Source organism: Desulfosoma profundi, assembly GCF_055387865.1.
Genome location: NZ_AP042420.1, coordinates 1214483 through 1239902, shown reverse-complemented (window position 1 = coordinate 1239902; position 25420 = coordinate 1214483). Strand labels below are relative to the sequence as shown.

The 25420-nt window shown below is 57.8% G+C and carries 21 protein-coding genes; 14 read left to right on the top strand and 7 right to left on the bottom strand.

The annotated features are described in order from the left end of the window. The first annotated feature begins 176 nt into the window (after window positions 1-176). The 8 genes from sfsA to ACZ5K9_RS05405 all read left to right on the top strand — a co-directional run bounded on the left by sfsA (window position 177) and on the right by ACZ5K9_RS05405 (window position 8851). Window positions 177-998 carry a DNA/RNA nuclease SfsA gene (gene sfsA / locus ACZ5K9_RS05440; RefSeq protein ID WP_464273409.1) on the top strand — a complete coding sequence of 274 codons (822 nt, stop codon included), beginning with the start codon at window positions 177-179 and terminating at the stop codon, window positions 996-998. Next, window positions 995-2275: a phosphopyruvate hydratase gene (eno, locus tag ACZ5K9_RS05435; RefSeq protein WP_464273408.1), complete on the top strand. Its 1281-nt coding sequence runs from the start codon at window positions 995-997 to the stop codon at window positions 2273-2275. The genes sfsA and eno overlap by 4 nt, the downstream gene beginning before the upstream one ends. Next, window positions 2247-2939, top strand: coding sequence for a dephospho-CoA kinase (gene coaE / locus ACZ5K9_RS05430; RefSeq protein ID WP_464273407.1), 693 nt, complete (start codon window positions 2247-2249; stop codon window positions 2937-2939). Before eno ends, coaE begins: the two co-directional genes overlap by 29 nt. Then, window positions 2909-4639: a succinate dehydrogenase flavoprotein subunit gene (sdhA, locus tag ACZ5K9_RS05425; protein WP_464273406.1), complete on the top strand. Its 1731-nt coding sequence runs from the start codon at window positions 2909-2911 to the stop codon at window positions 4637-4639. Before coaE ends, sdhA begins: the two co-directional genes overlap by 31 nt. Before the next feature lies 1 nt (window position 4640). Then, entirely contained in the window at window positions 4641-5345 is a 705-nt protein-coding gene (locus tag ACZ5K9_RS05420; RefSeq protein ID WP_464273405.1) for a succinate dehydrogenase/fumarate reductase iron-sulfur subunit, read from the top strand. A gap of 19 nt (window positions 5346-5364) precedes the next feature. Beyond that, window positions 5365-5643: a hypothetical protein gene (locus ACZ5K9_RS05415; protein ID WP_464273404.1), complete on the top strand. Its 279-nt coding sequence runs from the start codon at window positions 5365-5367 to the stop codon at window positions 5641-5643. A gap of 110 nt (window positions 5644-5753) precedes the next feature. Continuing rightward, a complete protein-coding gene (locus tag ACZ5K9_RS05410) occupies window positions 5754-6719 on the top strand; it encodes an acyltransferase (RefSeq protein WP_464273403.1) in 966 nt (321 codons plus the stop codon). Between the two features lie 248 nt (window positions 6720-6967). Continuing rightward, complete coding sequence (locus tag ACZ5K9_RS05405) at window positions 6968-8851, top strand: amino acid permease (RefSeq protein WP_464273402.1); 1884 nt, start codon at window positions 6968-6970, stop codon at window positions 8849-8851. An 18-nt stretch (window positions 8852-8869) separates the two neighbouring features. Here ACZ5K9_RS05405 and ACZ5K9_RS05400 read toward each other — a convergent pair whose 3' ends face one another. The 3 genes from ACZ5K9_RS05400 to ACZ5K9_RS05390 form a co-directional block, all read right to left on the bottom strand. Next, the gene (locus ACZ5K9_RS05400) at window positions 8870-10051 is read right to left on the bottom strand and encodes an iron-containing alcohol dehydrogenase (RefSeq protein ID WP_464273401.1); all 1182 of its coding nucleotides are present in this window, start codon (window positions 10049-10051) and stop codon (window positions 8870-8872) included. A 13-nt stretch (window positions 10052-10064) separates the two neighbouring features. After that, complete coding sequence (locus ACZ5K9_RS05395) at window positions 10065-12542, bottom strand: aldehyde ferredoxin oxidoreductase C-terminal domain-containing protein (protein ID WP_464273400.1); 2478 nt, start codon at window positions 12540-12542, stop codon at window positions 10065-10067. Window positions 12543-12752: 210 nt separating this feature from the next. Continuing rightward, complete coding sequence (locus ACZ5K9_RS05390) at window positions 12753-13538, bottom strand: ABC transporter substrate-binding protein (protein WP_464273399.1); 786 nt, start codon at window positions 13536-13538, stop codon at window positions 12753-12755. A gap of 317 nt (window positions 13539-13855) precedes the next feature. Here ACZ5K9_RS05390 and ACZ5K9_RS05385 point away from each other — a divergent pair, with 317 nt between their 5' ends. Both ACZ5K9_RS05385 and ACZ5K9_RS05380 read left to right on the top strand, forming a co-directional pair. Next, window positions 13856-14950, top strand: coding sequence for a hypothetical protein (locus tag ACZ5K9_RS05385; protein ID WP_464273398.1), 1095 nt, complete (start codon window positions 13856-13858; stop codon window positions 14948-14950). A 31-nt stretch (window positions 14951-14981) separates the two neighbouring features. Beyond that, on the top strand, window positions 14982-15404 hold the full coding sequence (locus ACZ5K9_RS05380; protein ID WP_464273397.1) for a GNAT family N-acetyltransferase: 423 nt from the start codon (window positions 14982-14984) through the stop codon (window positions 15402-15404). Between the two features lie 135 nt (window positions 15405-15539). On the opposite strand, the gene ACZ5K9_RS05375 is transcribed toward ACZ5K9_RS05380, so the two are convergent. After that, a complete protein-coding gene (locus tag ACZ5K9_RS05375; RefSeq protein ID WP_464273396.1) occupies window positions 15540-17798 on the bottom strand; it encodes a two-component system sensor histidine kinase NtrB in 2259 nt (752 codons plus the stop codon). 27 nt (window positions 17799-17825) lie between these two features. Further along, the gene (locus tag ACZ5K9_RS05370; protein WP_464273395.1) at window positions 17826-19301 is read right to left on the bottom strand and encodes a cyclic nucleotide-binding domain-containing protein; all 1476 of its coding nucleotides are present in this window, start codon (window positions 19299-19301) and stop codon (window positions 17826-17828) included. A gap of 401 nt (window positions 19302-19702) precedes the next feature. Here ACZ5K9_RS05370 and ACZ5K9_RS05365 point away from each other — a divergent pair, with 401 nt between their 5' ends. Beyond that, the gene (locus ACZ5K9_RS05365) at window positions 19703-20080 is read left to right on the top strand and encodes a hypothetical protein (RefSeq protein ID WP_464273394.1); all 378 of its coding nucleotides are present in this window, start codon (window positions 19703-19705) and stop codon (window positions 20078-20080) included. A gap of 57 nt (window positions 20081-20137) precedes the next feature. Here ACZ5K9_RS05365 and ACZ5K9_RS05360 read toward each other — a convergent pair whose 3' ends face one another. Next, window positions 20138-21514 carry an HDOD domain-containing protein gene (locus ACZ5K9_RS05360; protein ID WP_464273393.1) on the bottom strand — a complete coding sequence of 459 codons (1377 nt, stop codon included), beginning with the start codon at window positions 21512-21514 and terminating at the stop codon, window positions 20138-20140. 112 nt (window positions 21515-21626) lie between these two features. Next, window positions 21627-21953, bottom strand: coding sequence for a ComEA family DNA-binding protein (locus ACZ5K9_RS05355; protein WP_464273392.1), 327 nt, complete (start codon window positions 21951-21953; stop codon window positions 21627-21629). Window positions 21954-22151: 198 nt separating this feature from the next. On the opposite strand from ACZ5K9_RS05355, the gene ACZ5K9_RS05350 reads away from it, so the two are divergent. The 3 genes from ACZ5K9_RS05350 to ACZ5K9_RS05340 all read left to right on the top strand — a co-directional run bounded on the left by ACZ5K9_RS05350 (window position 22152) and on the right by ACZ5K9_RS05340 (window position 25398). Continuing rightward, window positions 22152-23228 carry a M20 family metallopeptidase gene (locus tag ACZ5K9_RS05350; protein ID WP_464273391.1) on the top strand — a complete coding sequence of 359 codons (1077 nt, stop codon included), beginning with the start codon at window positions 22152-22154 and terminating at the stop codon, window positions 23226-23228. Window positions 23229-23274: 46 nt separating this feature from the next. Then, window positions 23275-23673: a DUF3783 domain-containing protein gene (locus ACZ5K9_RS05345; RefSeq protein WP_464273390.1), complete on the top strand. Its 399-nt coding sequence runs from the start codon at window positions 23275-23277 to the stop codon at window positions 23671-23673. 291 nt (window positions 23674-23964) lie between these two features. Then, window positions 23965-25398, top strand: coding sequence for a DUF4139 domain-containing protein (locus tag ACZ5K9_RS05340; protein WP_464273389.1), 1434 nt, complete (start codon window positions 23965-23967; stop codon window positions 25396-25398). The last annotated feature ends 22 nt before the right edge of the window (window positions 25399-25420 follow it).

Sequence of the window (25420 nt, the reverse complement as noted above, 5' to 3'; positions counted from 1 at the left end):
CTCAGCCCGTGCCGGCCGTCGTATAGCACAGTCGAAGAAGACTGTCCAAAAGCCTTTTGCCCGAAGGCCGCCAAACGCCGCCGAGGTTTGACTCTGAGTGTTCGGTGACTATAATCAAAACACTTTGCGGACGGTCTCACGTGCACCACATCTTAGTAGCCGATCCAGGACGCACCATGCTCGATGATTTGATCCAATCAGTCTCTTTAGACTTTACCGCTTTCCCGGGCCAGGGACTGATACCCGCCGTTTTCCTCTCTCGACCTAACAGGTTTCTTGCCGAGGTGCTCATGGAGGACGGCCGTCGGGAAAGAGTTCATTGCCCCAATTCGGGATCCATGAGAGGGTGCCTCGAAGTGGGAGCCGCGGTGCGTTTGTCCAAGGCGGTTGCCGCTCAGGCGCGCAAAACGGCTTACACGTGGGAGATGATTCACATCAACGGCGGCTGGGTGGGGATCAACACGGCGGTTCCCAACCGTTTGGCGGTTCTCGCCGCGGAAAAGCGCGCCCTGCCGATCTTTCAAGACGCGCTTGTGGTCCGGCGGGAAGTGTCCGCCGGAAACCACAGCCGCATGGACCTCCGCATCGATACCCCTTCCGGGCCGCTTTGGGTGGAAGTCAAAAACGTGACCCTTGTGGAAAAGGGGGTGGCCTATTTTCCCGATGCGGTGACGGCTCGGGGAACCAAGCACTTGGACGTTCTTGTGGAAAAGGTCCGTTGTGGAGAACGAGCCGCCATGCTCTACGTGGTGCAGCGGATGGATGCAGAAGGTTTCGCTCCGGCGGATCACATTGATCCGGTGTATGCCCGGCGCTTCCGATGGGCTCGGGCCCAAGGTGTTGACGTGTGCGTTGTCCAGGCGAAGGTGAGTCCGGAAGCGATCCGGCTGGAAAGGCTTTTGCCGTGTGCCTCAGGGGAGACGGAGACTTTTGAGTGGGGCGAAGGGCGGGGAGCCATGGAGGCTCCGGCCCGAGCAGAGAAAGGGGGGAATCCATGAGCGAAATCATTTCGGTACGGGCGAGGGAAATCCTGGATTCTCGAGGAAATCCCACGGTGGAAACAGAAGTCATTCTGGAATCGGGGGTGATGGGACGGGCGGCGGTGCCATCCGGAGCATCGACGGGCTCCCGGGAAGCTTTGGAATTGCGTGACGGTGACCCCAAACGGTATCTGGGCAAAGGGGTCCTCAACGCGGTTCGGAACGTCAACGAAGAGATCGGCCCCAAAATCGTGGGCATGGATGCGCAAGACCAGGTGGAATTGGACCGATTTATGATCGCTTTGGATGGGACGGAAAACAAAAGCCGTCTGGGGGCCAACGCCATTTTGTCGGTGAGTATGGCCATTGCCAAGGCGACCGCAGAGGAATGCGAGCTGCCTTTGTATCGATATTTGGGGGGCGTGTCCGCGCGGATGCTTCCGGTTCCCATGATGAACGTCCTAAACGGCGGGGCACACGCGGACAACAACTTGGATATCCAAGAATTCATGATCGTTCCGGCAGGGGCGCCGACCTTTCGGGGTGCCTTGCGCATGGGCGCCGAAATCTTTCAGCATTTAAAAAAGGTGTTGAAGTCCCGCGGCTACAACACGGCCGTCGGCGATGAGGGCGGCTTTGCCCCGAACCTACGCTCCAACGAGGAAGCCCTGGAACTCATTATGGAAGCCATTCAGGCCGCAGGGTATGCCGCCGGCGATGATGTGTTCATCGCTCTGGATCCGGCGGCCAGTGAGTTTTACGAAAACGGGCGCTACATTTTGAAAGCGGAAAAGAAACCGGAGAAGTCCTCGGCCGAAGTCATCGATCTTTACGAGAGCTGGGTCGAGCGCTACCCGATCTTGTCCATTGAAGACGGTTTGGCCGAAAGCGATTGGGATGGCTGGAAAGCCATGACTCGACGGCTGGGTGATCGGATCCAAATCGTGGGCGACGATATTTTTGTCACCAATACAAAAATCCTCGAGCGGGGGATCGACGAAGGGGTGGCCAACGCGATCCTCATCAAGCTCAATCAAATCGGCACGGTTACGGAAACCTTCGATGCCATCGCCATGGCCTACCGTGCCGGCTATCGGGCGGTGATTTCCCACAGGTCCGGAGAAACGGAAGACACGTTTATCGCCGATTTGGCCGTAGCGGCCTCTACCGGCCAGATCAAAACCGGGTCACTGTCCCGTACGGACCGCATTGCCAAATACAATCAGCTGCTTCGGATTCAGGAAGATTTGGGAGACGCGGCCCGATATGCCGGCATCGAAATCTTTCGCCGGTGATGCGTCTGTGGCGGCTCAGGAGCGTCCCCTGCGGATCGCCCTCACCGGCGGGATCGCCTCCGGGAAAAGCACCGTGGCTCAGATGCTTCGGGAAAAGGGGGCCGTGGTGCTGGACGCCGATGAGGCGGCCCGCCGTGCCGTGTCGCCGGGCCGACCGGCCTGGGTCAAGCTCAGGGAGATTCTCGGCCCCGATTTTTTTGACCCCTCCACAGGGGAACTCAAAAGAAGGGAACTGCGAGAGCGAATCATTTGCGACGAAAATCTTCGCGCTCAGGTGAACGCCGTGGTTCATCCCGCAGTCCTTCAGGCCATGGAGGCGGCATGGCGGGAATGCTGCGCGCGGGAACCCGACCGTCCTGTGATTTTCGATATCCCTTTGCTCTTTGAAGTGCAGATGGAGGATGCCTTCGACTGGGTGATTCTGGTCTATGCAGATCCGGAGACGCAGGTGGTCCGTCTGTGTCATCGCGACGACGTTTCTCCCGACCAGGCGCGGCAAACCCTGGGGATGCAGCGCCCCATCGGGTGGAAACGGGAACGCGCTCATGTGGTCATTGATAATTCCCGGGACTTGGAAAACACCCGCCGACAGGTGGACGCTCTCTGGGAAGCCATTGTGCAAAGGAAACCTCTATGCCGGAAAAACACATCCACGACGTCGTGATTGTGGGCTCGGGACTCGCCGGGCTGAGGGCGGCCGTGGAAACGGCCGACCACCTGGATGTGGCCCTCATCAGCAAGGTCTTTCCCACCCGGTCTCATTCCGGAGCCGCCCAGGGGGGGATTGCCGCCGCCTTGGGCAACGAGGAGCCGGATTCCTGGGAATGGCACATGTTTGACACGGTCAAAGGCGGGGACTACCTCACAGATCAAAACGCCGCCGAGGTGCTCGCGCAAGATGGGCCGCGTGCCGTCTACGAACTGGAACACATGGGTGTGCCTTTCAACAGGAGGTCCGACGGAACGTTGGCCCAGAGGGCTTTTGGAGGGCATACGCGCAATTTCGGGGAGGCTCCTGTAAAACGCGCGTGCTATGCAGCGGATCGCACCGGTCGGGTCATTCTGGACACGCTTTATGGCCAGTGTGTGCGCAAGGGCATTCATGTCTACCCTGAGCACGCCGTCGTGGACTTGGTGGTGCGGGATGGTGCCGTGTGCGGACTCATCACACTGGATTGGGCCACCGGAGAGCTCCACGTCTTTCACACCAAGGCCGTGCTCCTGGCCACAGGAGGGTTCGGCAAGGTTTTCAAGACGACGTCCAACTGCTTTGCCAACACGGGAGACGGCGTGTTCCTCGCCTATCGCCATGGATTTCCCCTGCAGGATATGGAATTTGTTCAATTCCATCCCACCGGCATTTACGGTCTGGGGGTCTTGATCAGTGAGGCGGCCCGAGGGGAGGGTGGGATTCTCAAGAATCGTCTAGGTGAGCGTTTCATGGAGCGCTACGCACCGACGATCAAAGACCTTGCCGCCCGAGATGTCGTCTCACGGGCCATCATGAGCGAAATCCAGGCTGGACGCGGCATCGACGGACGAGATTTCGTCCACCTGGATTTAACTCATCTGGGAAAGGCTCGACTGGCCGAAAAACTCTCAGATATTTCTTCTTTCGTGCGCATTTATCTCGGGATCGACCCGGCGGAGGAACCCATTCCGGTTCAGCCCACGTGCCACTACATGATGGGCGGTATCCCTACGGACGTGGACGGGAAAGCCGTGGACACGGCCAACCGGCCAATCCCGGGCCTCTATGCCGTCGGGGAGTGTGCCTGTGTGTCTGTCCACGGAGCCAACCGCTTAGGATGCAATTCCCTTTTGGATCTGGTAGTCTTCGGGCGACGAGCCGGCCGGGACATGCTGACCCGTGTACCTGGGATGGACCGTGTGCCTTTGCCTGTTCGAGCCGAGGAGCCGGCTCAGGAGCGGATAGCCCGTCTGAAGGAAAAAACCCGAGGTGTTCGGGCGTCGGTTCTGCGGGAACGCATGCAGCAGGAAATGATGGATTTCTGCGGGGTGTATCGCACCGAGGCCGGCCTGACAAGAGCGTTGGAAACCATCCGCGGGTTGCAGGAAGCATACCGTCGAGACGTCTTCCTGGATTACCTTGGGGCCCGCTACAATGCGGATTTGATGGAAGCGTTGGAATTGGAATCCCTCCTCACCCTCGCCGAGGTCATTCTGGTGTCTGCATTGGCACGCCGGGAAAGCCGCGGCGCTCACAGCCGGGAGGACTTTCCGCACAGGGATGACAGCGCCCATTTGCATCACACCTTAGTTTTCCAGGACAACGGAAAAATCCAGCTTGGCGCCAAACCCGTCGTTATCACTCGATTCCAACCGAAACCGAGGTTTTACTGACATGGAACTCACCCTCAGAATCTTTCGTTTCGACCCAGAGACAGATTCCCAGCCGCGGTATCAAACCTATCGCGTCACGGCGGATCCCACGGAACGGATCCTGGATTGCTTGAACCGCGTCAAATGGGAGCAGGACGGCAGTTTAAGTTTCCGGATGTCGTGCGGTCACGGAGTGTGCGGTTCCGATGCGGTACGGATCAACGGCCGATGCGCTTTGGCGTGCCAGACCTTGGTCAAGGAGTTCGATGGTGTCGATGAGGTCCTGGTGGAGCCCTTGCCTTCTTTCAAGGTGCTCAAAGACTTGGTCGTCGATCTGGAACCCTTCTTTGAAAAGGTCCGTTGGGTCAAGCCCTTTCTTCTGAACCAGAGTGAAGCTCCGGAACGGGAAAGGTGGCAGGACCCGGAAGAGAGGAAGAAATTGGATCATGTCATCCGGTGCATCCTGTGCGCCTGTTGTGTGGCGTCATGCCCTGTGTCGGCGGAAAACGAGCGGTTTCTTGGGCCGGCGCCCCTGGTTTGGGCGTTCCGTTACATTTTCGACAGCCGGGACACCGCCGCAATCGACAGGTTGCGAGCCGTGGATAGCAAGGACGGCGCGTGGGGATGTCGAAATCACTTCGAGTGCACTCGGGTATGCCCTAAGGAAATCCCCGTGACGAAAAGCATTAACGTGATCAAGCGAGAAATTGAAAAGGTGCTGCGTTAGACAGGAAAGGAGATCGAGCATGTTCCAGCAAAAAGACGTGGAAGCCAAGATCAGGGAACTTTATCCGGACATTGACAAATTCGGGATTTTTGTCACGGTGAAAAAGGACAAATTGGTCGGTGCCACAAATTATGCCGTCCAATTGGAAAAAGACACCCGTACCGCTACCTTTAAGCTCGGCATCGAAGACGTCCAACAATGCATGGCGGGAAACCGTTGTGCCCTCATCACCGCGGAGCTTGCGCAATTCATCAAACGTTTCATTGATGAGAATTACAGCATCGCCGAAGCGGGCTAAATCCCCAACCCATAAACACATCTGATGGACTCCAGAGCGTTGGGGGGCGTGGAACGAACCCTAACGAGGGGGTCCGCATTGTGTGATGACCGACAAAAGGAAAGACTCCCATGCTCCATTGGCTTCCCGGACCGTTAAACGGCTTGTTTTCGGTGGTGTGGCTTTCGACCAACACGATTTTCTGGTTTGTGCCTCTGATTGTCGCCGCCGCCTTGAAATGGATGCTCCCTTTGTCTCGTTGGCGACAGGGGTGCGACCGAGTGCTCAACGCCATCGCCCAAACCTGGGTGAAACTCAATAATGTGGGATTGGCCCTGACCAAGAAGATTTCCTGGAAAGTGAGCGGTCTGGATCATTTAAAGGAGAACGGCTGGTATCTGGTTTTGTCGAATCATCAGAGCTGGACCGATATTGTGGTTCTTCAGAAAATCTTCCATCGGCGCCTTCCTTTTCTAAAGTTCTTCCTGAAAAAAGAGCTTATCTACGTGCCCTTCCTCGGCTTGGCGTGGTGGGCTCTGGATTTTCCTTTTATGAAACGATCCTCCAGGGCGGCTATCCAGAAAAGGCCCGAGGTGCAGACCCGGGATATGGCCGAGACCCTGAAAGCCTGCGAAAAATTCAAAAGGGTGCCCATTGCGGTGATGAATTTTGCTGAAGGCACACGCGCCACTGTCGCCAAAATCCTTGAGAAAGGTTCCCCCTACACCCATCTTTTGCGACCGAAGGCCGGGGGGGCTGCCGTGGTGTTGGCGGCCATGAGGGAACGGCTCCACGCCATCGTGGATGTCACGCTGGTCTATCCGGAAGGGCCGGTGAGTTTCTGGAGTTTTTTGTGCGGCAAAGTCCGAGAGATTTGGGTGCATGTGGAGACCCATCCCATTCGGCAGGAGCTTTTGGGGGACTACTTTCATGATCGCGAATTCCAGAAGCGATTCCAGCAGTGGATGAATGAGCTGTGGGAGGCGAAGGACCGGCGGATTGAAGCCATGAAACGGGAGTGGCGCCAGCGAGTTTGTTCGGGACACACGGACCCTGGCAGTTTTCCACACGGCGGCTGGGATGAGTCCATGGCGTAGCACGGGCCCACGTCCCGTCCTGCGGCCGGAGGCGGAGGAATCGGCAGCCGGCGCTGAGATGAAACGGGCGGGGGCGCAGCGGACCACCGGGTGCAGAGTGTTTCCAGAATAGAGAAAAAACATTTGGGGAGACAAAAAGCTGTCCCATGGCGGCGGACTCCCGGTGATGCGAGGCTGACGGTTCAAGCCGTCGGAACCTGGAGGCCGCCGTTCCGGCATCCATGCTCCACACGGGCGTTGATGGAGCGATGATGTCTCAGAAATTGTTGAAACAGCTGGGTGTGCTGGACATTTTCTGTATTGCCGTGGGCACGATGGTGAGTTCCGGGATTTTTGTCCTACCGGGGGTTGCCCACGCCAAAGCCGGTCCTGCTGTGGTGTTTTCGTACTTTTTGGCAGGCTGTCTCATGACGGCTGCAGCCTTAAGCACCATCGAGCTGGTTTCGGCCATGCCCAAAGCAGGGGGCGATTACTTTTTCATCGCCCGAGCCATGGGGCCGGCTGTGGGCACGGTTCTGGGTTTGCTCAGTTGGTTTGCCCAAACGCTCAAGAGCGCCTTCGCCCTGGTCGGGATCTGGGCGTTTACCGAGAAATTTTTTCCTTTCGACACCCGCTTGCTCGTGGTGGGCATTGGTGTCTTTTTCACGTTTTTGAACTTTTGGGGCACCAAAGGATCCAGCCTGTTTCAAATCATTTTTGTCCTCATCCTTCTCAGCCTCATGTCCCTCTACATTTCCTTGGGGTTTCCTCATGTGCGCGTTCAAAATTATGTGCCTTTCGCGCCCTACGGATGGAATGCCGTGGTGGCCACCGCGGGTTTCGTCTTTGTTTCTTACGGTGGGTTGCTTCAGATCTCCGCCCTTGCCGAGGAAGTCAAGAATCCTTCGCGAACCATCCCGTTAGGGCTCTTGTCGGCCGTTTTGGTCACTATCGTGGTCTACTGTCTCATGGTGTTCGTCACTTCGGGCATTTTAGGCCCCGAATCCTTGGATCGCTCCTTGACGCCCATCAGTGATGCCGCCGCCGTTTTTATGGGCCGAACCGGAGAATCGGCGTTGACGATGGCGGCCATGACGGCTTTTCTGACCACAGCCAACGCAGGTATTCTTTCGGCATCCCGATATCTCCTGAGCCTCAGTCGGGATGAACTTCTCCCCACTCTCTTCGGTCGCGTGCATCCGAAAAGGAAAACACCCGTGGTGTCCATACTCGCCACGGGAGGCTTCCTCATCGGTCTCTTTTTTCTCCCTTTGGAATCATTGGTCAAGATGGCCTCAATGGTCGTTCTCCTGACACAGGCATTGACCAGTGCCTGCGTCGTCATCCTCAGAGAGAGCCGCATTCAGAACTACCAACCCACGTTTCGAGCCCCATGGTATCCGTGGCTTCAAATCGCCAGCCTTGCCGGCGTGGTGCTCCTGCTCGTTGAAATCGGCCTGCAAATACTTCTGATTGGTTTGATTTTCGTCACGTCGGGCCTCGTTTTCTTTTGGTTTTACGGGCGAGTCAAACAACAACGGGAGTACGCGCTCCTGCACGTGTTGGAAAGGCTTTCGGCGCGCAAAGTGGTGCGCTATGCCCTGGAGTCTGAGCTCAAAGAGATCATTCGCGAACGGGATGAGCTGTGTTTAGACCGTTTCGATCATATCGTTGAGGCGGCTGAGGTCATTGACCTCAAGGAGGCTGGAGACCTCAAGGTCCTGATCGAACACCTCAACCCGATCTTGGTCCGGCGAGGCCTCTCACGTCGTCTTGAAGCCGGCGAGGATTTCGCAGGAGAAGATCCCACCGTAAGGTTGGTGGAAATTTTCCCGGGGATCGCCGTGGCCCAGGTGAGCGCGAGTCGGCCGGATCTCTTTGACGTCGTTTTGGTGCGCAGCCAGCATGGGCTGCGGCTTCCGGGGCTGGAGAGCCCCATTTATGCTTTGTTTCTCTTTTTTGTTGGGGCTGATGAGCAAAATTTCCACTTGAAGGCTGTCGCCGCTTTGGCCCAAATCGTTCAGGACCCGCAATTCGACGCGCGGTGGCGTCATGCACGGGACGCTCAAGCCCTTAAAGACATCCTCGTGCTGACGGATCGCCGGAGGGTTTGTTCGTTCGAACCCCGCCCATGGGAATTGGGCAGGGATTGACGGCTGCACCCCTGGGATTCAATAGGCCTTGTGAAGCACGTAAAGGGCTTCCTCAAAAGTCATGTCCTCGGGATTGAAGAGCAGGGCCCCGTCGTCCAAAGCTGTCCTGGCGATGCTTTCCAACATCGCCGACGGGACGTCGGCGTCCCGCAACCGTGTGGGCAAGCCTGAGAGCTCGTGGACGCGGGCCTGAAATCGCCGCACGGCCTCGATGGTTCTTTCCGCACGGGCTCCGGCCGGTGTCTGGGCATACGTTTCGGATCCGGTCAAAGGCAAGAGCAGTTCCCCGATGGCGTCCCGCCGTTTGTCCAGATTGTATTCCAGGCCGTGGGGCAGAAAAATGTTCATGGCCGTGCCGTGATGGACATGGCACAGGGCCCCTGTGGCGTGCCCGAGAGCGTGCACCATCCCGACCATGGCGTTGGAAAAAGCGATACCGGCGAAACATGCCGCATTGGCAAGGGCCAACCGCGCCGACGCATCCGACCCGTCACGTAAGGCGCCGGGCAGATTTTGAACAATGAGCCGCACGGCGGTCGTCGCATAAGCGTCGCTCAAAGGGTTTTTCTGAACCGAGATGAAGGCTTCCACGGCATGGGTGAGGGCGTCCATGGCGGTGGCGGCTGTGAGTGTTTTCGGGAGGCTGAGGGTCATGCGGGGATCGAGGATGGCGACGTGAGGATAAAGATGGCTGGAGGCGAAAGCCATCTTGACCTTCCTGCGACGGTCGGCGATGACGGCCACCAGAGTGACTTCCGACCCCGTCCCGGCCGTCGTGGGGATGACAATCAGGGGCTTGAGCGGTCCGTGGATTCGGTCAGCCCCGGAATACTCCAACAGTTGTTTTCCCCCCGTGCTCACCAGAATGTTCACTGCCTTGGCCGTGTCGATGACCGATCCGCCGCCGACGGCCACCAAACTGTCGCAGTGTCCGCGGTGGAACGCGTCTGCCCCTTCCTCGACGATGGTCACTGACGAGTCTGCCGGAACCTGGTCGTAAACGGCTGCGACGACCGCTTCCGAATCATCGAGCGTGGCCGTCACGATGGGGAGAAGCCCGGCTTTGGTCACGCCCGGATCGGTGATGAACAAAGGACGTGACGCGCCGAGCCTTTTCAGTTCATAAGGCAGATTTTCCAGGGCGTTCGGACCGGAAAGGATTTTGACCGGGCAGTGAAATTCGAAATAAGAGGCCGTCATGGGATGCTCCTTTTCAGACGCCCAAAGGGATTCCAAGGAAATACAGCCAAATCCGTTTCCACATCTTCTCGTGAAACGGCATCGGCCGCACCCGTTTGACCACACGTTGAGCGATCCATTGAGGGTAAAGCAGGCATTGGACGCGATCCAGCAAGCGTGTGAGCTGCATGGCCACAGCCAAATCGCCCACCACACTGAGACGGTTTTGGGCGAACCCGTCCACCGTGCTCAAACGGGCGGTAAGCATCCGGTAGGCTGTGTCCATGTTCTTGAAGCCGATCGTGAGGTCCGCCTCTCTTTCCGAAACACTGTCACCCAACGAGCGGAGCCTGTGGTGACGTTCCAGCCGTAAAGCCATTCTCGGCCCAAACGGCATCACCTTGAAAAGCACCGTGAAGCCTTCCGGCCAGGACGCCAGCTCGTTTCGGAACACGGCGTCCAGTCGCGAAGCCGACTGAAGGGCGCGGCCAAGAATGAAGAAAAAGGCTCGAACGACGGCGGTTTTCCACACGGACCGCCCGGGAAAAGCGGTATCGCGGTGTGCCGTCTTTACCGGAAGCCGCAGACGGCGGACCGTTTCTTTCGTGGGCACGCCGTTCCTGTTGTAACCTCGGAGCAGGTAGTAAGCATCCAGCATGGCGTCAAGGGCGATGAGGTGAGGTTGTGGAACGGGGTGCGGTGTCCGGGGGCAGCCAAATCGGGCGAGGCGCTGCCATAGGGGCTCTTTCTTCTGATATGCGGTGAAATCGCAGGGTCTCGATTCCGTAAGGAGCCTCTCGGGCAGGGTATCGTCTTTCCGACTCACTCCTTCCATGACATTGAGCATGCGTTCCAGGGTGACGATCCGGTCGCCTGCCCTCAGGAATTGTTGCTGGCTGAGCGGGATTCCGTAGAGGGTCTGAAAAAGTTTGGTGAAGATACGGAGGTCCATGAGTCGTAGGGCCAGGACAGGGAAATTTCGCATGGTCCAGGCTAAAATGGGCGGGGGCGTAAGACGGGCGACGGGGGCTTCCAGAAGATAGGCGTATGTGGTGAACACGCATGTGGGCAAGGAGTTGATTCCGGCGTAGAGGCTTTCGAAAAAGCGCACATAATGGGCTTTGGCTTTTGGGGTGCGGGGCTGGAGGAATCCGAGAAAGACTTCCAAGGGGAAAAGTGTCGCCGAAAGGTGGTCTCCACCCCGATTGGCCACGGCGTAGGCCAGCCCTTGTCCCCAGGAACCCCGAGGGTCGTACGCCGGCAGCTCCAATCCCTTGACGTGCATGGCAAACGATGCGCCGCCGAATTTCATGGAAAGACGGCGCACCCCCTGGGCCATGTCGTCCCCCAATCCTCGGCGATAGGCAATCGACTCGATGGCTTCAGCAACGCCTTCTGTCGACCCGAAGCGCAGAGGGGACTCCAAGAGGCCCTTTTCGGAGGCTTCCATGACATAGGCCAGCACACCTCCACAGGAGATGGTATCCAACCCCAAGCGCCCACAGAGTTCATTCCAGGCGGCAATCGCCTCCGAGTCGAAGATGCCCAGATTTGTCCCTAACAACCCGACGGTTTCGTATTCGGGAAGCTGGCGCGTCTTGTGGTCTGAAAAGACGCCTTTATGTCCGCACAAGATTGTGCAAGGTCGGCACGTGCTCGGCTTGGCGCCGTAACGATCCCGCATGGTCCAGCCACTGACCAGAGAAGACTGAGGAGCTTGCCCATCTTGGAAATTGCGGATAGGAAGGATCCCTCCTGTATTGCATAAATCCACATGGCTGGCCGTGCCGGCGTTTCGGTAAAGATTTCCGGTGAAGCGATTGCGATGGAGATACGCTGTGGCGCGCCGACATGTCTTTTCGAAACCTTCAGGATCCGCAGGCAGATATTTGACCGTGCCACCTCGGGCGATCACCGCCTTGAGCTTTTTTGATCCGAAAACGGCGCCGAACCCCCCTCGGCCCAAAAACCGATGGCCGGAAGCGATATTGGCGAAAAGCACTAGGTTTTCTCCGGCCGGTCCGATAACCAGGGCGCCGTCTTTGCCCTTGAGATCCAAAGCGTCTTGGGTTTCCTGGGTATCCCGCCCCCAAAGATGCGCCGCATCCAGGAACCGGACGCCGTGAGCATCGATTTCCAGAACGACGGGTTCGGGAGATTGCCCTGAAATGATCAGGCCTTCATAGCCGGCCGTCTTCAGGGCGATCCCGAACGGACCGCCGCAAGAAGAAGAAGCCACAAGACCCGTGAGAGGAGACTTCGTCACGGCCGAAAAACGGGCACTGCACGGGGCTCCTGAAGCGACGACGACACCGGCGAAAACGGCCATGACATTCTCTGGCCCCAGAGGAGCGATTCCCGGCCGGACGCGCTCCGCAAAATACCTTAATGCCAGCCCTTTCCCGCCGAGATACTGTACCCGGTCGCGCCCCGAAATCTCAAAGGTCGTGGTCGTCTGACGGGACAAGTCCACCTCAAGCACACGGTTGCCGCTCCCTACCCATTCCGTCATGTCCCCTCCTTTTCGTCCGCAAACCCCGTGCCCTTATAGGTCATTTTTCTCTTTTTCCGTGCCGACGGGGAGCCGTGTCCATGGGAAACGGCCATCGTCAGGGTCTCGTCGCTCTTCTAGCCGCCACGGCCACATGGGCATACGCGGAAAAGAACCTGATTGACTCCCCGTGGAGCTCAACGGGAAAAATCTCTATACCTCCGTTTCGCTCTATGGCCTTGAGGTCCCTTCCATTTCCGAAACCCAGTTGACGACGATTCGGGCCAGATTTTCGGTCATGTCCACAATCCTCGGGCCGGCTCGACAGGTGAGCCCGCACGGGAGTTCATACACTCTGCCGGTCCGGACGGCGGAACAGTGCTTCCATCGAGGGTCCTCGAACAAAAGGGGTTTGATGGTGGGCTCACAAAAAAACACGATGTCCGGATTCCATGCGGCCGCCTCCTCATGCGGCACGGCCCCATAGGGAGGATCCCCGTGGGAGAACAGATTGACCCCTCCTGCGCGGTGGATCACGTCGTATTGAAAGGCTCCCGGCCCCACAGTGATGAGGGGATTCCACTGCATAATGCGAAAGATTTTCGGGCGCCTGCCCTCCGGAATGCGGGCCCTGTGCCGATCGACCGCCTGCAGACGGGCTTCCAAGCGGGACACGAGCCGTTCCCCGGCGTTGGGCCGGCTGAGTCGTTGTGCCACAAGCCGGATAGACTCCAGGGATTCGTCGATCGTGGCCGGTTCACTGTGAAACACCGAAATGCCCTGATCTCGTAACCATTGGGCGATCTCTTCTTGGTGCCGACCAAAGGTGCACACGAGATCGGGAGATTCTTCGCGCACGGCCTTCAGATCAGGGGAGGCCCAACTCCCGTAGGTTTTGAGACGAAGCACGTCTTCCGGGAAATCGCAGTCCTCGGTGACTCCCATGAGGACATCGAGAGCTCCAAGGGCCGCAAGGCTTTCCGTATGGGTGGGTGCGAGGGAGATCACTCTCATCATGTCTTCCCGTGGGTCGCGGCAACGAGACGGCATCCGCCTGAAAAATCCCGCCCGTTATGCTATCTTTCCAGTGAAGGCTGGAAAGGTGGGTTTCGGGACCTCGGCGTGTTCTTCCGATAACACAGTCCCCGAAGCTGTGTCGACGGCGATGTCGTCGGGAACGGAATCGGCACCGTTGGCGGAAGCCTTGATTTGGAAGTTCGGAAGCCGCTGTGTGCCCCGGGCCTCGGCAGTGTTCATGACGGGACCGTGGATGCCCTTCGGTCAAGGGGCAGGACTATAAATTGCAATTATTTCGGAGGATCCTCAGACAAGCCATGAAGCGATGGGTGGATTTCTATGCCGGTCGGCGGATCTTGGAAATGGTCAAAGACGAAGGCTTGAGGTGGGACCGCCTCTGCGGAATGCTCGGTGCGGCCGGAGGCCCGAAGTGGCTGGTGCTTTACGGCATAGACCGAGCCCTTTGCCGCGAGGGACTGGTGCATCTCCAAACGCCCGTGGATTTTCTCGGAGCGTCCATCGGCGCATGGCGTTTTGCCGCCTACTGTCAGAAGGATCCGGCTGCGGCATTGGACACGTTCTTGGAGGCGTACCGAGGCCAGGCGTACAGCATGGCGCCGAACCCAGAGGAAGTGAGCCGGGTGCTGAGACGGGTGTTGCGGTCCTTTGTTTCAGAGGAAGCGGCTCGACAGATTGCGGGGCAGCCTCACCGACGCCTGCACATTGTGACCGTGCGCGGCCGAGGCTTGTTGAAGACGCACGCTTCGGCCATGGTCGCCTTGGGTCTTGCGGGAGCCTCCCTCGCCAACAGCGTGAACCCCAGGTGGTTACGGATCGCTTTTGAGCGGACAATTTTCACCCACCCGCAGAGCTCTCTTTTCGACGAGGTGGAAAACGGAGCCTGGCCCGCTCGACGTGTTCCTCTTCGGGAGGATAACGTGATCCCGGCACTTCTGGCTTCAGGATCCATACCCATGCTCATGGAGCCCGTCAAGGACATTCCCGCAGCCCCACCGGGTGCCTATTGGGACGGAGGCTTGATGGACTACCATGTGACCGTGCCCCTCCGTTCGTCGGCAGATCGTATGCTGCTCTACCCGCACTATACCCACCGGCTCGTTCCGGGATGGTTTGACAAGAAGTTTCCTGGACGCCGGCCGCCCCTTCACAGTTTGGCCGACGTCCTTCTCGTCGTCCCCTCCTCATCCTTCATCGCGTCGCTTCCCTATGGACGGATCCCGGATCGAAAAGATTTTTGGACCTTTGCGGGAAATGATTTTCAGCGCCGGCGATTCTGGGATACAGTGATTTCAAAATCCATCCGTCTTGGGGAGGAATTTTTGGAATTGGTCCTTTCGGGAAAAATGCGGGAACACGTCCAACCCATGGACGCGTTGTGGGTGTCGTCATGACCCTCAAGTTCCCGCAGATGCGGAGCATTCCATGGTCCGACATGCCGAATTCAAGGATCTTGAACGGGTTGCGGAAATCGAAAGGCTCTCCTTTCCAAATCCTTGGACGCCCTATTATCTGGAAAACGCCCTTAAGGATTTCTTTCTCGTCTATGATGACGGAGTCACAGTGCAGGGCTACCTCGCGGCCACATGCCGTGAGGAAGACCAAAAGGCGACCATTCTCAAAGTGGCCGTGCATCCCGAAGCTCGTGGCCGGGGCATCGCCTCCATGCTCGTCCAAGGCGCCCTGGCAGCTTTCGAGGAACGGGGCATCAAGAACGTGGAATTGGACGTCAAGATTATCTCGGCGGGGGCCGTGCACCTTTATGAGAAGTTCGGGTTTCGCATCCAGCGCATGGTCACCGTGGACGTGGACGACACGAGCTTCCTCGTCATGAAGAAGAAAATCTAGCAGAATCGTCGGCTGACCTTCCGACATGCGAATCGACGGAGCTGGCTTCAAAAAGCTGATGCGAGGCCGTAACGCACAGACGAGACGTCAATGCACCACGATATCTTTGTGAAGACGGTGGGCATTGGTGCGATCTCATGGATCAAGGGAAGATTCTAGAGGATCCAGGCTGCAGCGGCGGGTCTTCTGGAGGGCACCGAGGATCCGTTCGAACCGGAAAGGCTTTTCCACAAAGTCGGCCGCTCCCTTGGCAAGGAGATTTTCCCGCTTCTCAGGGTCCAGGTACCCTGTAGCGATGATGACGGAAAGACCCGGGTGTCTCTGGAGCATTTCTTCCAGGCATCGGGCGCCTCCCATTCCTGGCATATTCAGGTCCAAAATGACGGCATCGGGCACCTGGGGCAGGGTGTCCAAAAGAACCAAGGCCGTCTCGCCGTCGGGTGCCGTGACCACCTCCAGTCCATAACTTTCCAAAAGGTTTCGGCCAATCTCTAAAAGATGGGGCTCGTCGTCCACCAAGAGGATGGACAAGCCTGTGAGATTCACCGGGACGGTGTCTTCTTCCTTTTGGGGAGAAACCATCGTCTCGGCCGACGTGACGGGGAAATAAAGATGAAATCGAGCGCCTTTGCCCGCTTCGCTCTCGCACTGGATGCCGCCGCCGAATCGTTTGATCACACTGTAGACAATGGCCAGCCCCAACCCCGTTCCTTTGTCCGGAGACTTGGTGGTGAAGAAAGGTTCATAGATGCGCTCTTGGATCTCAAGGGGGATGCCGGGTCCGGTGTCCGCAATGGTGAGTCGTACGGCGGGTCCTGTGCGGACCATCCCCAACTTCTGGGCCATGAGGTCGCCGACGGTTGCGGGACCGGTTTCAATGCTGATGGTGCCGCCGTCGGGCATGGCGTCCCGGGCGTTCATGACGAGGTTGAGGATGACCTGTTCCAGTTGATTGACATCGGCCGCAATTTTACCCACATGGCTGTCCAGGTGCAGGTTGAGTTGATAGGTTTTGGGGAGGACCCGCTCCAGCATTTCACAGACCCGCAACGCGGCGGTGTTGATATCCACGGGTCTGACTTTTTCGTCGGTTTTTCGGCCATAAATCAAAAGCTGTCGGGTGAGATTGGCCCCTCGATCTACCGTCTGGAAAAGCTTATCCAAGAAGACACGGTCGGGATGGTCGGAATCCATGCGCTGAGACAATATCTGCAAATAGCCTTGGATCATTTGTAAGATATTATTGAAATCGTGGGCGATGCCTCCGGCTAAGGTGCCGATGGCTTCCAGTTTCTGGAGCTGCACCAGCTCCTGTTCCATCTGCCGCTTGTCCGTCACATCGCGCACGATGCACAACAGGGCCGGCCGTTGTTGCCATTCCATGGGAACGACGTTCATGTCCGCCCACATGAGGCGCCCCGAAGGATGCGTTAGACGCAGCGTCATCAAGGGAGGAGTGATCTGCGGATTGAGTTCCAGAGACTCGAACAGATGCATCAAGACGTCTTGGTCTTCCGGGGAAATGTATTCCAACAGCAGCGTTTCCTCGATCTCTTCCAAGGGGCGACCCAAGAGGGTTTGTGTGCGTGGGTTCGGGAACCGGATGCGTCCTTCCTGGCAAATGAAGATGGCATCATTGGCGTTTTCGATGAGGCGCCGATAATTGGCTTCCGTTTCCTCCACAGAGGATTCCAATTTCTTGGAATATTCCTCCAGTTTGGCGCGGGTTTCCGCCAGTTCGTGCCGAAGAAGGAATTCCCGCCACCTGTGCCGGTGATCCATATGGGCTGCGATCAAAATAATGCACAAGGTCGTCAGGATAAACAGATTATGGGCGAAGAACGTGTTCAATGTCGGATAGGGATCGAACCCTAAAGCCGCTCCTATATAACACCCATAAAGCACAAGACAATGCAGGGCCAATCTCTTGACAGGAACGGGCAAGACCACGCAATAGGTCAAAAAGACGAGGTTCAGGCCGGCATAATAGGGGGTGTGGGTCCCGCCCGTGTCCACAATCATGAGCACAATGCATAGGCCGACGACGTAAAAGCCGATGGTCCCCAGAGCAAAGCTGTGCACCGGCCAGCGGCTTTGCCGATTGACCAGATAAAGGACCCAACAGGTGATGGCGGCAAGGGTTCGATAGAAAATGAATTTTTCGAAAAGACCAGGGAAGAGCAAGGCGTCCAGAATGCCGAACAAGGGCACCAAGGTGCCTCCAATGACCAGAACGACGTTCACCCGAAGGCGTAGGAGCCCTAAAATTTCCTTTCGGAAACCTTCTTTCAGAGCCTGGGAAGGAACCGGCTCAGGCAGGGGCGATGTGGTCTCCAGCCCCCAGAGTCCGCCGAGGGGATGATTGTTGCCCGGCATATTTGTTTTGTTTTCCATCGCTTCGTCGAGCGACAGCCGACCATGTCAGGACGCTGTCGGGTCCCGATCCGCCACCGCAAAAAGATTGATCCCTTCCGGTTCGGCAAGAAAAGTCACCTGTCCTCGAAAAGGCGTTTGTTGAAAGATGTCTTCCAGGTCTTTTTCGTTCCTGTAAATCAATTTCCATCGCAAGATCTGGTCCATGATAACCCTATTGGGGTTGTTCGGGGAGAAATTCCCGACAATGAGGCAGCCTCCCGGTTTCAAATGTTCATAGCAGCGATTCACCAGGGCGATGAAAAGCCGACGATCCAGGTAGTCGGTCAAGCCGGCGGAATAAATGATATCCTGCGGATCAAGACGCTGGCGGCTTCTGCCCAGAGCCCACCGCACGGCGTTGTCATTGAGATACCTGATTTTCGCCCTGTGGGGGAAAGTGTTGACCACGGTGTCTGTGTAATGCAAAGCTTCCGTGTCGGCATCCATGCATGTGGCTTCGAGGCGATGGTCTGCGTCACAGTTCTTGATGAAGTCGAACAATTCCCGGCTGGAGCCGCATGCCAGATTCAGGATGCGGATGGGATCCTGTGAGGCGCAATGCCTCGTGCTGCGCCGGAGAAGTTCCCGGGCCAGCAAGGATCGCCGTCCGCGCACTGCGCGGGATGCCGGGGCATTGAGGCACCATGCATCCACAAGCGGGCCCAGCCTGCCTTCCCCTTCCGGCTCGTTCCGATAGATCATTTCCATCATCACAAAGTCCCCGGCATACCCTTTGGGCTTGTAATAGGCCCGTTCCGCAAATCGACTCCTCATGAAATACGGAAAAATCTCCCTGAAGATATAGGCCCACCCTTGCTCTTGAAAATCACTTTGGCCGATAAGAGGCTCCAGCTCCTGAAGGCTTCGATTCAGCTCATCCAAGATGGCGGTGCAACGCTCCTGAAACCCATCCTTCTCATGTCCGTTCCCCTGATTGTGCAGCCTGTAGCTGAGATGGAAGAAATCCCTTTTTGTCTTTTCCACCAGGTCATAAACCAGGGTTCCCTGCCACGTACGAAAGAATTCCTCGGGCACCGGCCGCGCTTCGTGAAATTGCCTCTGCCCGGTGGACAGGGATGCCGCATAGGACGTGAGGGGTTCCCGCTCGTCGAGCACGCGGCGGAATTTGGCGCACACCGATCGGGCCACCTCCGTAATGAAAATGCTGTATCGGTGGGGATCGTGGAGGCGCAAAGCCGCCATGGCGTCCCAATCGAACACACGCAGCACGCTTCGCTCCGTCGCCCGAACGTTGCGCATCCTGGACATACCGTCGAAGAAGCCCGTTTCCCCGAAGAATTCCCCCGGCCCGATATAGGCCACCGCGATCGTTGTTCCATTTTGACCGAAGGCGACTTCGACGGCGCCCTCCTCCACATAATAGAGGCATCGCTGTTGAGCCCCTTGGACAAGAACCTTTTCGCCCTTGCCGTAGACCACTTCCTGCCCCAGGGATCGGAGCATATCGTCCGTCATTTCCATTCCAGGCGGCCTCCCGTGACAATGGCTGGAACGTCGTCCGGCCCAACTCCACACTCTATGGAATCCATCGGAAGAGAAGAGGTTTTTCTTGAAGGTTTTGATGGCGGCTCTGGTTCGAAAACATCCAGGTGAATCATCTGAAACCGGCAAGTTGGATTTTTTTGATCCAGATAAAGTCTCTTCAACCCAAGAGCCTCCAAGAGCCTCAGGCGGACATTCTTCGCAGAAATGGCCTTTATCTTCTTGTTTTTTCAAGGGAAAGTAGTCTCTGGCCGATTCCGCCTTTGAAACGTAGAGATCTGGCACAGCCATTGCCTTTTACAGAAAGCGAAAGCCGTGAGCTTTCGGCGCCACGGAGGTGTCACGGAGGATCAACCACAAGGGACAGAAAGGAGTTTCTCATGAAAGGTGTGCAGTGGATTTTGGTGGTGGGTTTGGTTGTGGCGGCGGCCGTCCCCGTGTGGGCGCGCGGACCTTATGGGGCGGGCATGGGACCCTGCTGGGCCCAGTCGACCCCGGAAGGGCAGGCCTTTGCTCAAGAGGTGGCCCCACTTCGACAACAACTCTACCAGAAACAATTACAGTATCATCAGATGCTCAATGATCCCAATGCGGATCCTACAGCCCTCGGCACCCTCGCCCGGGAAATGCAGCAGATTCGGCAGCAGATCTGGCAAAAGGCTCAGGATGCGGGAATGCCCTGCGGTTATGGCCCACACGGTCGTGGCATGGGAGGGGGCATGGGGACCTGTCCGTGGGGAGCGGGTCAAACCCAGTAAAGGGATGGAGGTTGGGTTCACGTGAAACGCCCAACCTCCTCCCCTGACTTAACGCGTTCAAAAGCCGGCGGCCTGTTGCCGGATGAGGGCAAGAGGCATGTCGGCGATCATTTTCTGGAGTTGCGCCGAGGAAAGTCCGCAGAGGCGAATGGCCGACACCACCGGGGCAGGGTCGAGCCGCTCCATTTGAGCCCCCGCCAGGAAACGGTTCGTGATGAAATCGGCCACAGTGATCAAAGCCACCTCTTCCGGAGCGGCATGGCTTCCGCCCGGCTCCATGCGGTGGTGCCCGGACACCACATCAGCCACGTCCGCCGGAAGATTCCAATGAGCCGCCAACAAAGCCCCCACCTCGGGATGATCCATACCGAATAGATCCTTTTCAATCTCCTTGAGCGGACGGTTGCTGAGGAGCGCCCGTCGGTAAAAAAGCGGCGCCTCATCGGCCACGAGCTGGTCGAGGACGACTTTGCCGATGTCGTGCAGCAATCCGTAGGTGTAGGCTCTTCCCTGAGGGACGTTGAGTCTGCGGGCGATGAATTCGCCCACGAGGGCTGTAGTGACCGCGTGTTGAAACAGGCCGCCTTTGCAAAGGGAATAACCGCCGAGTTTGGAAGGAAAAACGCCGGATAGAAAAACGGAAAGGGCCATCTGGAGGATGCGCCTTTCTCCAAGAAAGACGAGGGCCCGATCCAGGGAATCGATCTTCTCCGAGGCACCGTAAACGGGGGAGTTGCACAAAGCCAAGACTTTGGCCGCCAAGACCTGATCCAATCGAATTTCTCGACTGATTTCGCCCATGTGGTAATTCTCGGAACGCAAAAGGGAAAGGATTTTGAAAGCGGTCTGGGGGATGGGCTTGACGTGGCGTATGGCGGTTTCCAAACCCTCCCGGTTGGGCTTGTGGATCTTTTCCGAAGTTTCGGGCCGAAACAAATGGCTCCCGACAGGAACGATTTCCGGGGTCCAGTTCTGGCAGTTGAGCCGCAGACAGCAGGTGAAGGTCCCCCCGGTTTCGCTGCACCGAATCGGGATGCGCATACTTCTGAGGAAAAGTTCGACGCGTTCCAGCGTGCGGGCCCCGATCTGCAAATCCAGCTCGATTTCTTCGTGTGGCCCCACGATGGCCCCTCCGGCCACGGCGGCCTCCATCCGCGGCGGCCTGGCCCCTTTTTCTTCCAGGGCTTTGAGGAACAAAGGAAGGCCGGTGGAGGCATAACGGAGAGGTTCCGGCGGGACGCCGCCCGAAACGAACGGTTCGGCCAAGAGGGCATGAAACAGTCCTCCAACCCCCGCGTCCTGATCCCACAGGGCGACCCCCACACAGGTGCCCAAATAGGCCTCCAAAACCTCGGGACCGTGAGAACACACGCGCATTTCCCCTGACGGCACGATCACGTAATGCACCTCCTTGAGATGATGTCTTCCGAACATCGGCGGAATCCATCCGTTTCTTTAGACACTCTGAGGACATGACAATGAGATTTCAGCCCGCCCATGAACGAATCCGGGATCTGACATCCTCGGGCGGACCCGGGGCGATATTTTACTTTGTCGTGATCAAACTCTTGATAGCCTCATACTTCTTATCGCCGATTCCTTGGACGTTTTTGATATCTTCCGGATTCTTAAAAGGGCCGTGGGCTTGACGGTGTTGCACGATGCGCTCGGCGATGGCGGGTCCGATTCCTGGCAGCGCTTGGAGCTGTTGGGCATCGGCGGTGTTGATATTCACGAGATTCGGTGATTTTCCGGGGGCCGGGCTCTGCTGTTGGCTCAAGGCGGGGGGCGACCATAGGAGGACAAACACGGCCGCGAAGAGGATCCACCCTGTTGCCCGCGGCCGAAAGGTTGAGAAACGGCGTGCTCTCATCTCTCACTCCTCATCTTGGGTCAAGGGCGTCCGCCCGAGGATGTCCTTTGATGGTCTTTCTTCCATTACATATCCGGACGGAAGGGGCGCTGTCGATAGGAAAATGTCGGAGGAATCGGAGAACAATGTCGCTTGATGCTCAAGGCGGCTCGTGGCAGACTACATCCCACGGGATTTCATCTGGAGAGAGGGCGGCCTATGAGAGAACTTGTCGAGCTGACCAGAAAACTCATGACATTTCCCACCATGCATTCGCGGCGGGGAGAGATCCATCGCTGTGCGGATTTTATCGAATCCTATCTTAAGGAGATCCCGGTGGCGGTGACCCGCATGGAGTGCGACGGGATTCCCTCCTTGTGGGTCGTTCCCCTTCAGGGAAGGGTGCCGGTACTTTTCATGAGTCATATCGACGTGGTGGATGCTCCCGAGTCCCTTTTCGATCCGGTGGAACGGGACGGCCGCCTGTATGGCCGGGGCAGTATTGACGACAAGTACGCGGTCGCCCTGTCAATGATGCTCGTCAAAAGCCACATGGACGAACTGGCGGCTCAAGGCAAAGGCCAAGAATCGCTGCCCTTTGGCATCCTCATCACGGGCGATGAGGAAATCGGGGGATATCGAGGTGCACGGGCCGCGCTGCCTCATATTGCGGCCGATTTCGCCATCGCCCTCGATGGGGGCAGTCTTCGCGAAATCATCGTCAAAGAGAAAGGAATCCTGCGAATTCGCTTGACCGCTCGAGGGAAAGCCGCCCACGGCGCCCGCCCATGGCTTGGCCAAAACGCCATCGAAATCCTCATGAACGACCTGAACGCGATCAAGAGCCTATTCGATGTCCACACGGAAGACCACTGGCACCGGACCCTGAACATCGGTATCCTCCACGGGGGCCGCTCCGTGAATCAGGTGCCGGACACAGCGGAGGCGCACCTCGACATCCGCTACACCGAAAACGACGATCCGGACATCCTGGTGCAGGCCATCCGTGAAAAGGTCCGGTCCCAAGTGGAAGTCATGGAGCGGGAACCCTTGTTCTTTGGGGAAACGGGCGGTCCTGTGCGCACCCTTCTCCACATCGTTCCGGAAGCCCGGTTGGGCCAAGCTCATGGGGCCTCGGACGCCAGATTTCTCTCCCAATTCGGCATCCCAGGCATTGTGTGGGGCGCCGATGGGGAAGAAAGCCAGCATGCGGAAACCGAGCACGTGGTTATCGACAGCATGGTGCAACTCTACAGAGCCTTGGATCGCTTTGTGCGAGCTGGACGCTGTCGCTGAGCCTTCGGAAAAGACCTCGCCTCGAAAAGACAAAAAAGGATTTATTATGGATCAAAGCCCTCGGTTGCTTGTGTGGAACTTTACACCTGAAGAAAAAGAGAAACTGGACCGCATGCTGGAACTGGTCAAAGCCCCTCCGGCCTTCACCATTTCTCCGTACCAGGGCCATGTGGTGGTTCGAGAGATCCTCCATTCCAATCCAATCGGTGACCAACCCTTTGAATGCGACGAAAAAATCGTTCTTTTTTACAATATCCCCCAGAAAGGGATCTTTTTTCTGATCCAGAAATTCAAGGACGCCAATCTCCCCAAGCCCATCTTTGCCGTTATTACGGAACATTCGATCAACTGGCCGTTCAGCGAGTTGGCGGCGCACCTCATCGAGGAGCGCCGTGCGGCGCGGGCACGCAGTGCCGTAGCCTTGGACGAAGAAAGCCCGACGTGAACGACCTTGTCGCCATGGGATGGAAGAAGAGCGGCTGGATCCGGGCCGTCTGGAGTCCGCTCGGCGGGGCGAGCCTGCGGGATACTCTCGAGGGAGGAATCGCGCGGGCTTGGGCCGCCGGGTCGGCGCTCCCAGGACCGGGCGGTGGGCCACGGCGCCCGCGGGGTTGCGCCGCCGTGGATCCGGCAGCTGCCAACGACGCCGAGTTGTCGAAGGCATGCCGCCCACGACAGCGATCGGTTCCACCTCGGGGATGAGTCCCGGACAATGTGAGAAACAGGGGAGGGAAGAATGAAGACGCGCAGCGCGATGATCTTATGGGCCGCCTTGACCGTGTGGGCTGCGGCCGATCCCGGTCAGGTTTCAGCCCTTGTGCAAGAAAGGACCGTCACGGTCAGTCAGAGCGGCGTCGCCTTGTTCCGGGAAGTGGACCAAGTGGCCGTGCCCCCGGGACGTCATACCGTGATTCTGGAGGGTTTTCCCCAAACTATGGATCCGGAAACACTCACCGTAAGGCCTCTGACCGAGGTGGAAAACCTGATTCCCTACACGCTGGTGGCCCATTTTCGGCCTATTACGGAAAACCAACTCCTCAAAAGCTATGTCGGTAAACAGCTGGATGTGGTCATGACCAACCCCAAGGGCAGTCTGGACGCCCGAATGGTGCGACGCGTTCAATTGGTCTCCGAGGGGGCTGAAGGCGGATCCCCGGTGTTTCTGACGGAAGAAGGGGTGTACACGGGCGAATATCATGGCATCTTTTTCCCGGCTTTGCCGGAAGGGTTGAGCACGACGCCTTCAGCTTACTGGGACGTGGAAAACAAGGGGAAAGCGCCGGTGGAAGTGCGTGCGGAGCGGCTTTACGAGGCCGGCGGATTGCATTGGAAGGCGTTTTATGTCCTTTACATGAAACCGGAGGCGACCGAGGCGGCGTTGGAAGGTCGAGTTGTTCTCCACAACACCACGGAAGTGGATTTTCCAGGAATCAAAGTGGTCCTCCTGGCCGGGGATGTGCGCCGGGCAGGCCGGCGTGACCGGTTGCCCCGGGCGCCCATGGCGGAGCTGTCCAAAGCCGCCCAAGCCGCTGCGGTGGAAGAGTCCCCGGCGTTCGAATACCACTTGTATCGCCTTCCCGAGCCCATTGCATTGAATGCGGGGGATCCCGTGCAAGTCCTATGGGTGAAAGCCCCGGCGGTGCCCATTCAGAGGCGGCTGGTGAGCACGGGGGACGGGTCGGGAAGCGATTGGGGCGTTGAGCGCGCGGAAAGCCGCATGCAACCGGTTCGGGCCGTGATCGACATTCGCAACGAGGTGGCCGGAGGGTTAGGGGTCCCGCTGCCGGCGGGGGTCGTTTCCGGACGTCTCATCACAGAGCAGGGCGAGGCCATCCCTCTAGGAGAGGATACCATTAGGCACACACCTGTCCACGGAACGCTCCATCTGGAGTTCGGCCGTTCCTTTGATGTGCAGGTCGAGCGGATTCTGGAGGACAGGAAAAAAGTGGGCCAACAAGGGCAACGCCTGCGTTGGGTCCTCACGGTGAAGAACAGCAAAGGGCACCCCGAACGCGTTCACCTGGAAGACACGCTCCCCGGCGATTGGAAGATCGTTCAATCCAGCCAGCCATACGATAAGGTTCACGCCGGGCTTGTGCGCTTTCCCGTGGATGTGCCGGCTCAAGGTCAGGTGCAGGTGACCTACGACGTGGAATTCACCGCACGCTAGGGCCTCGGCCACCCCATCTTCC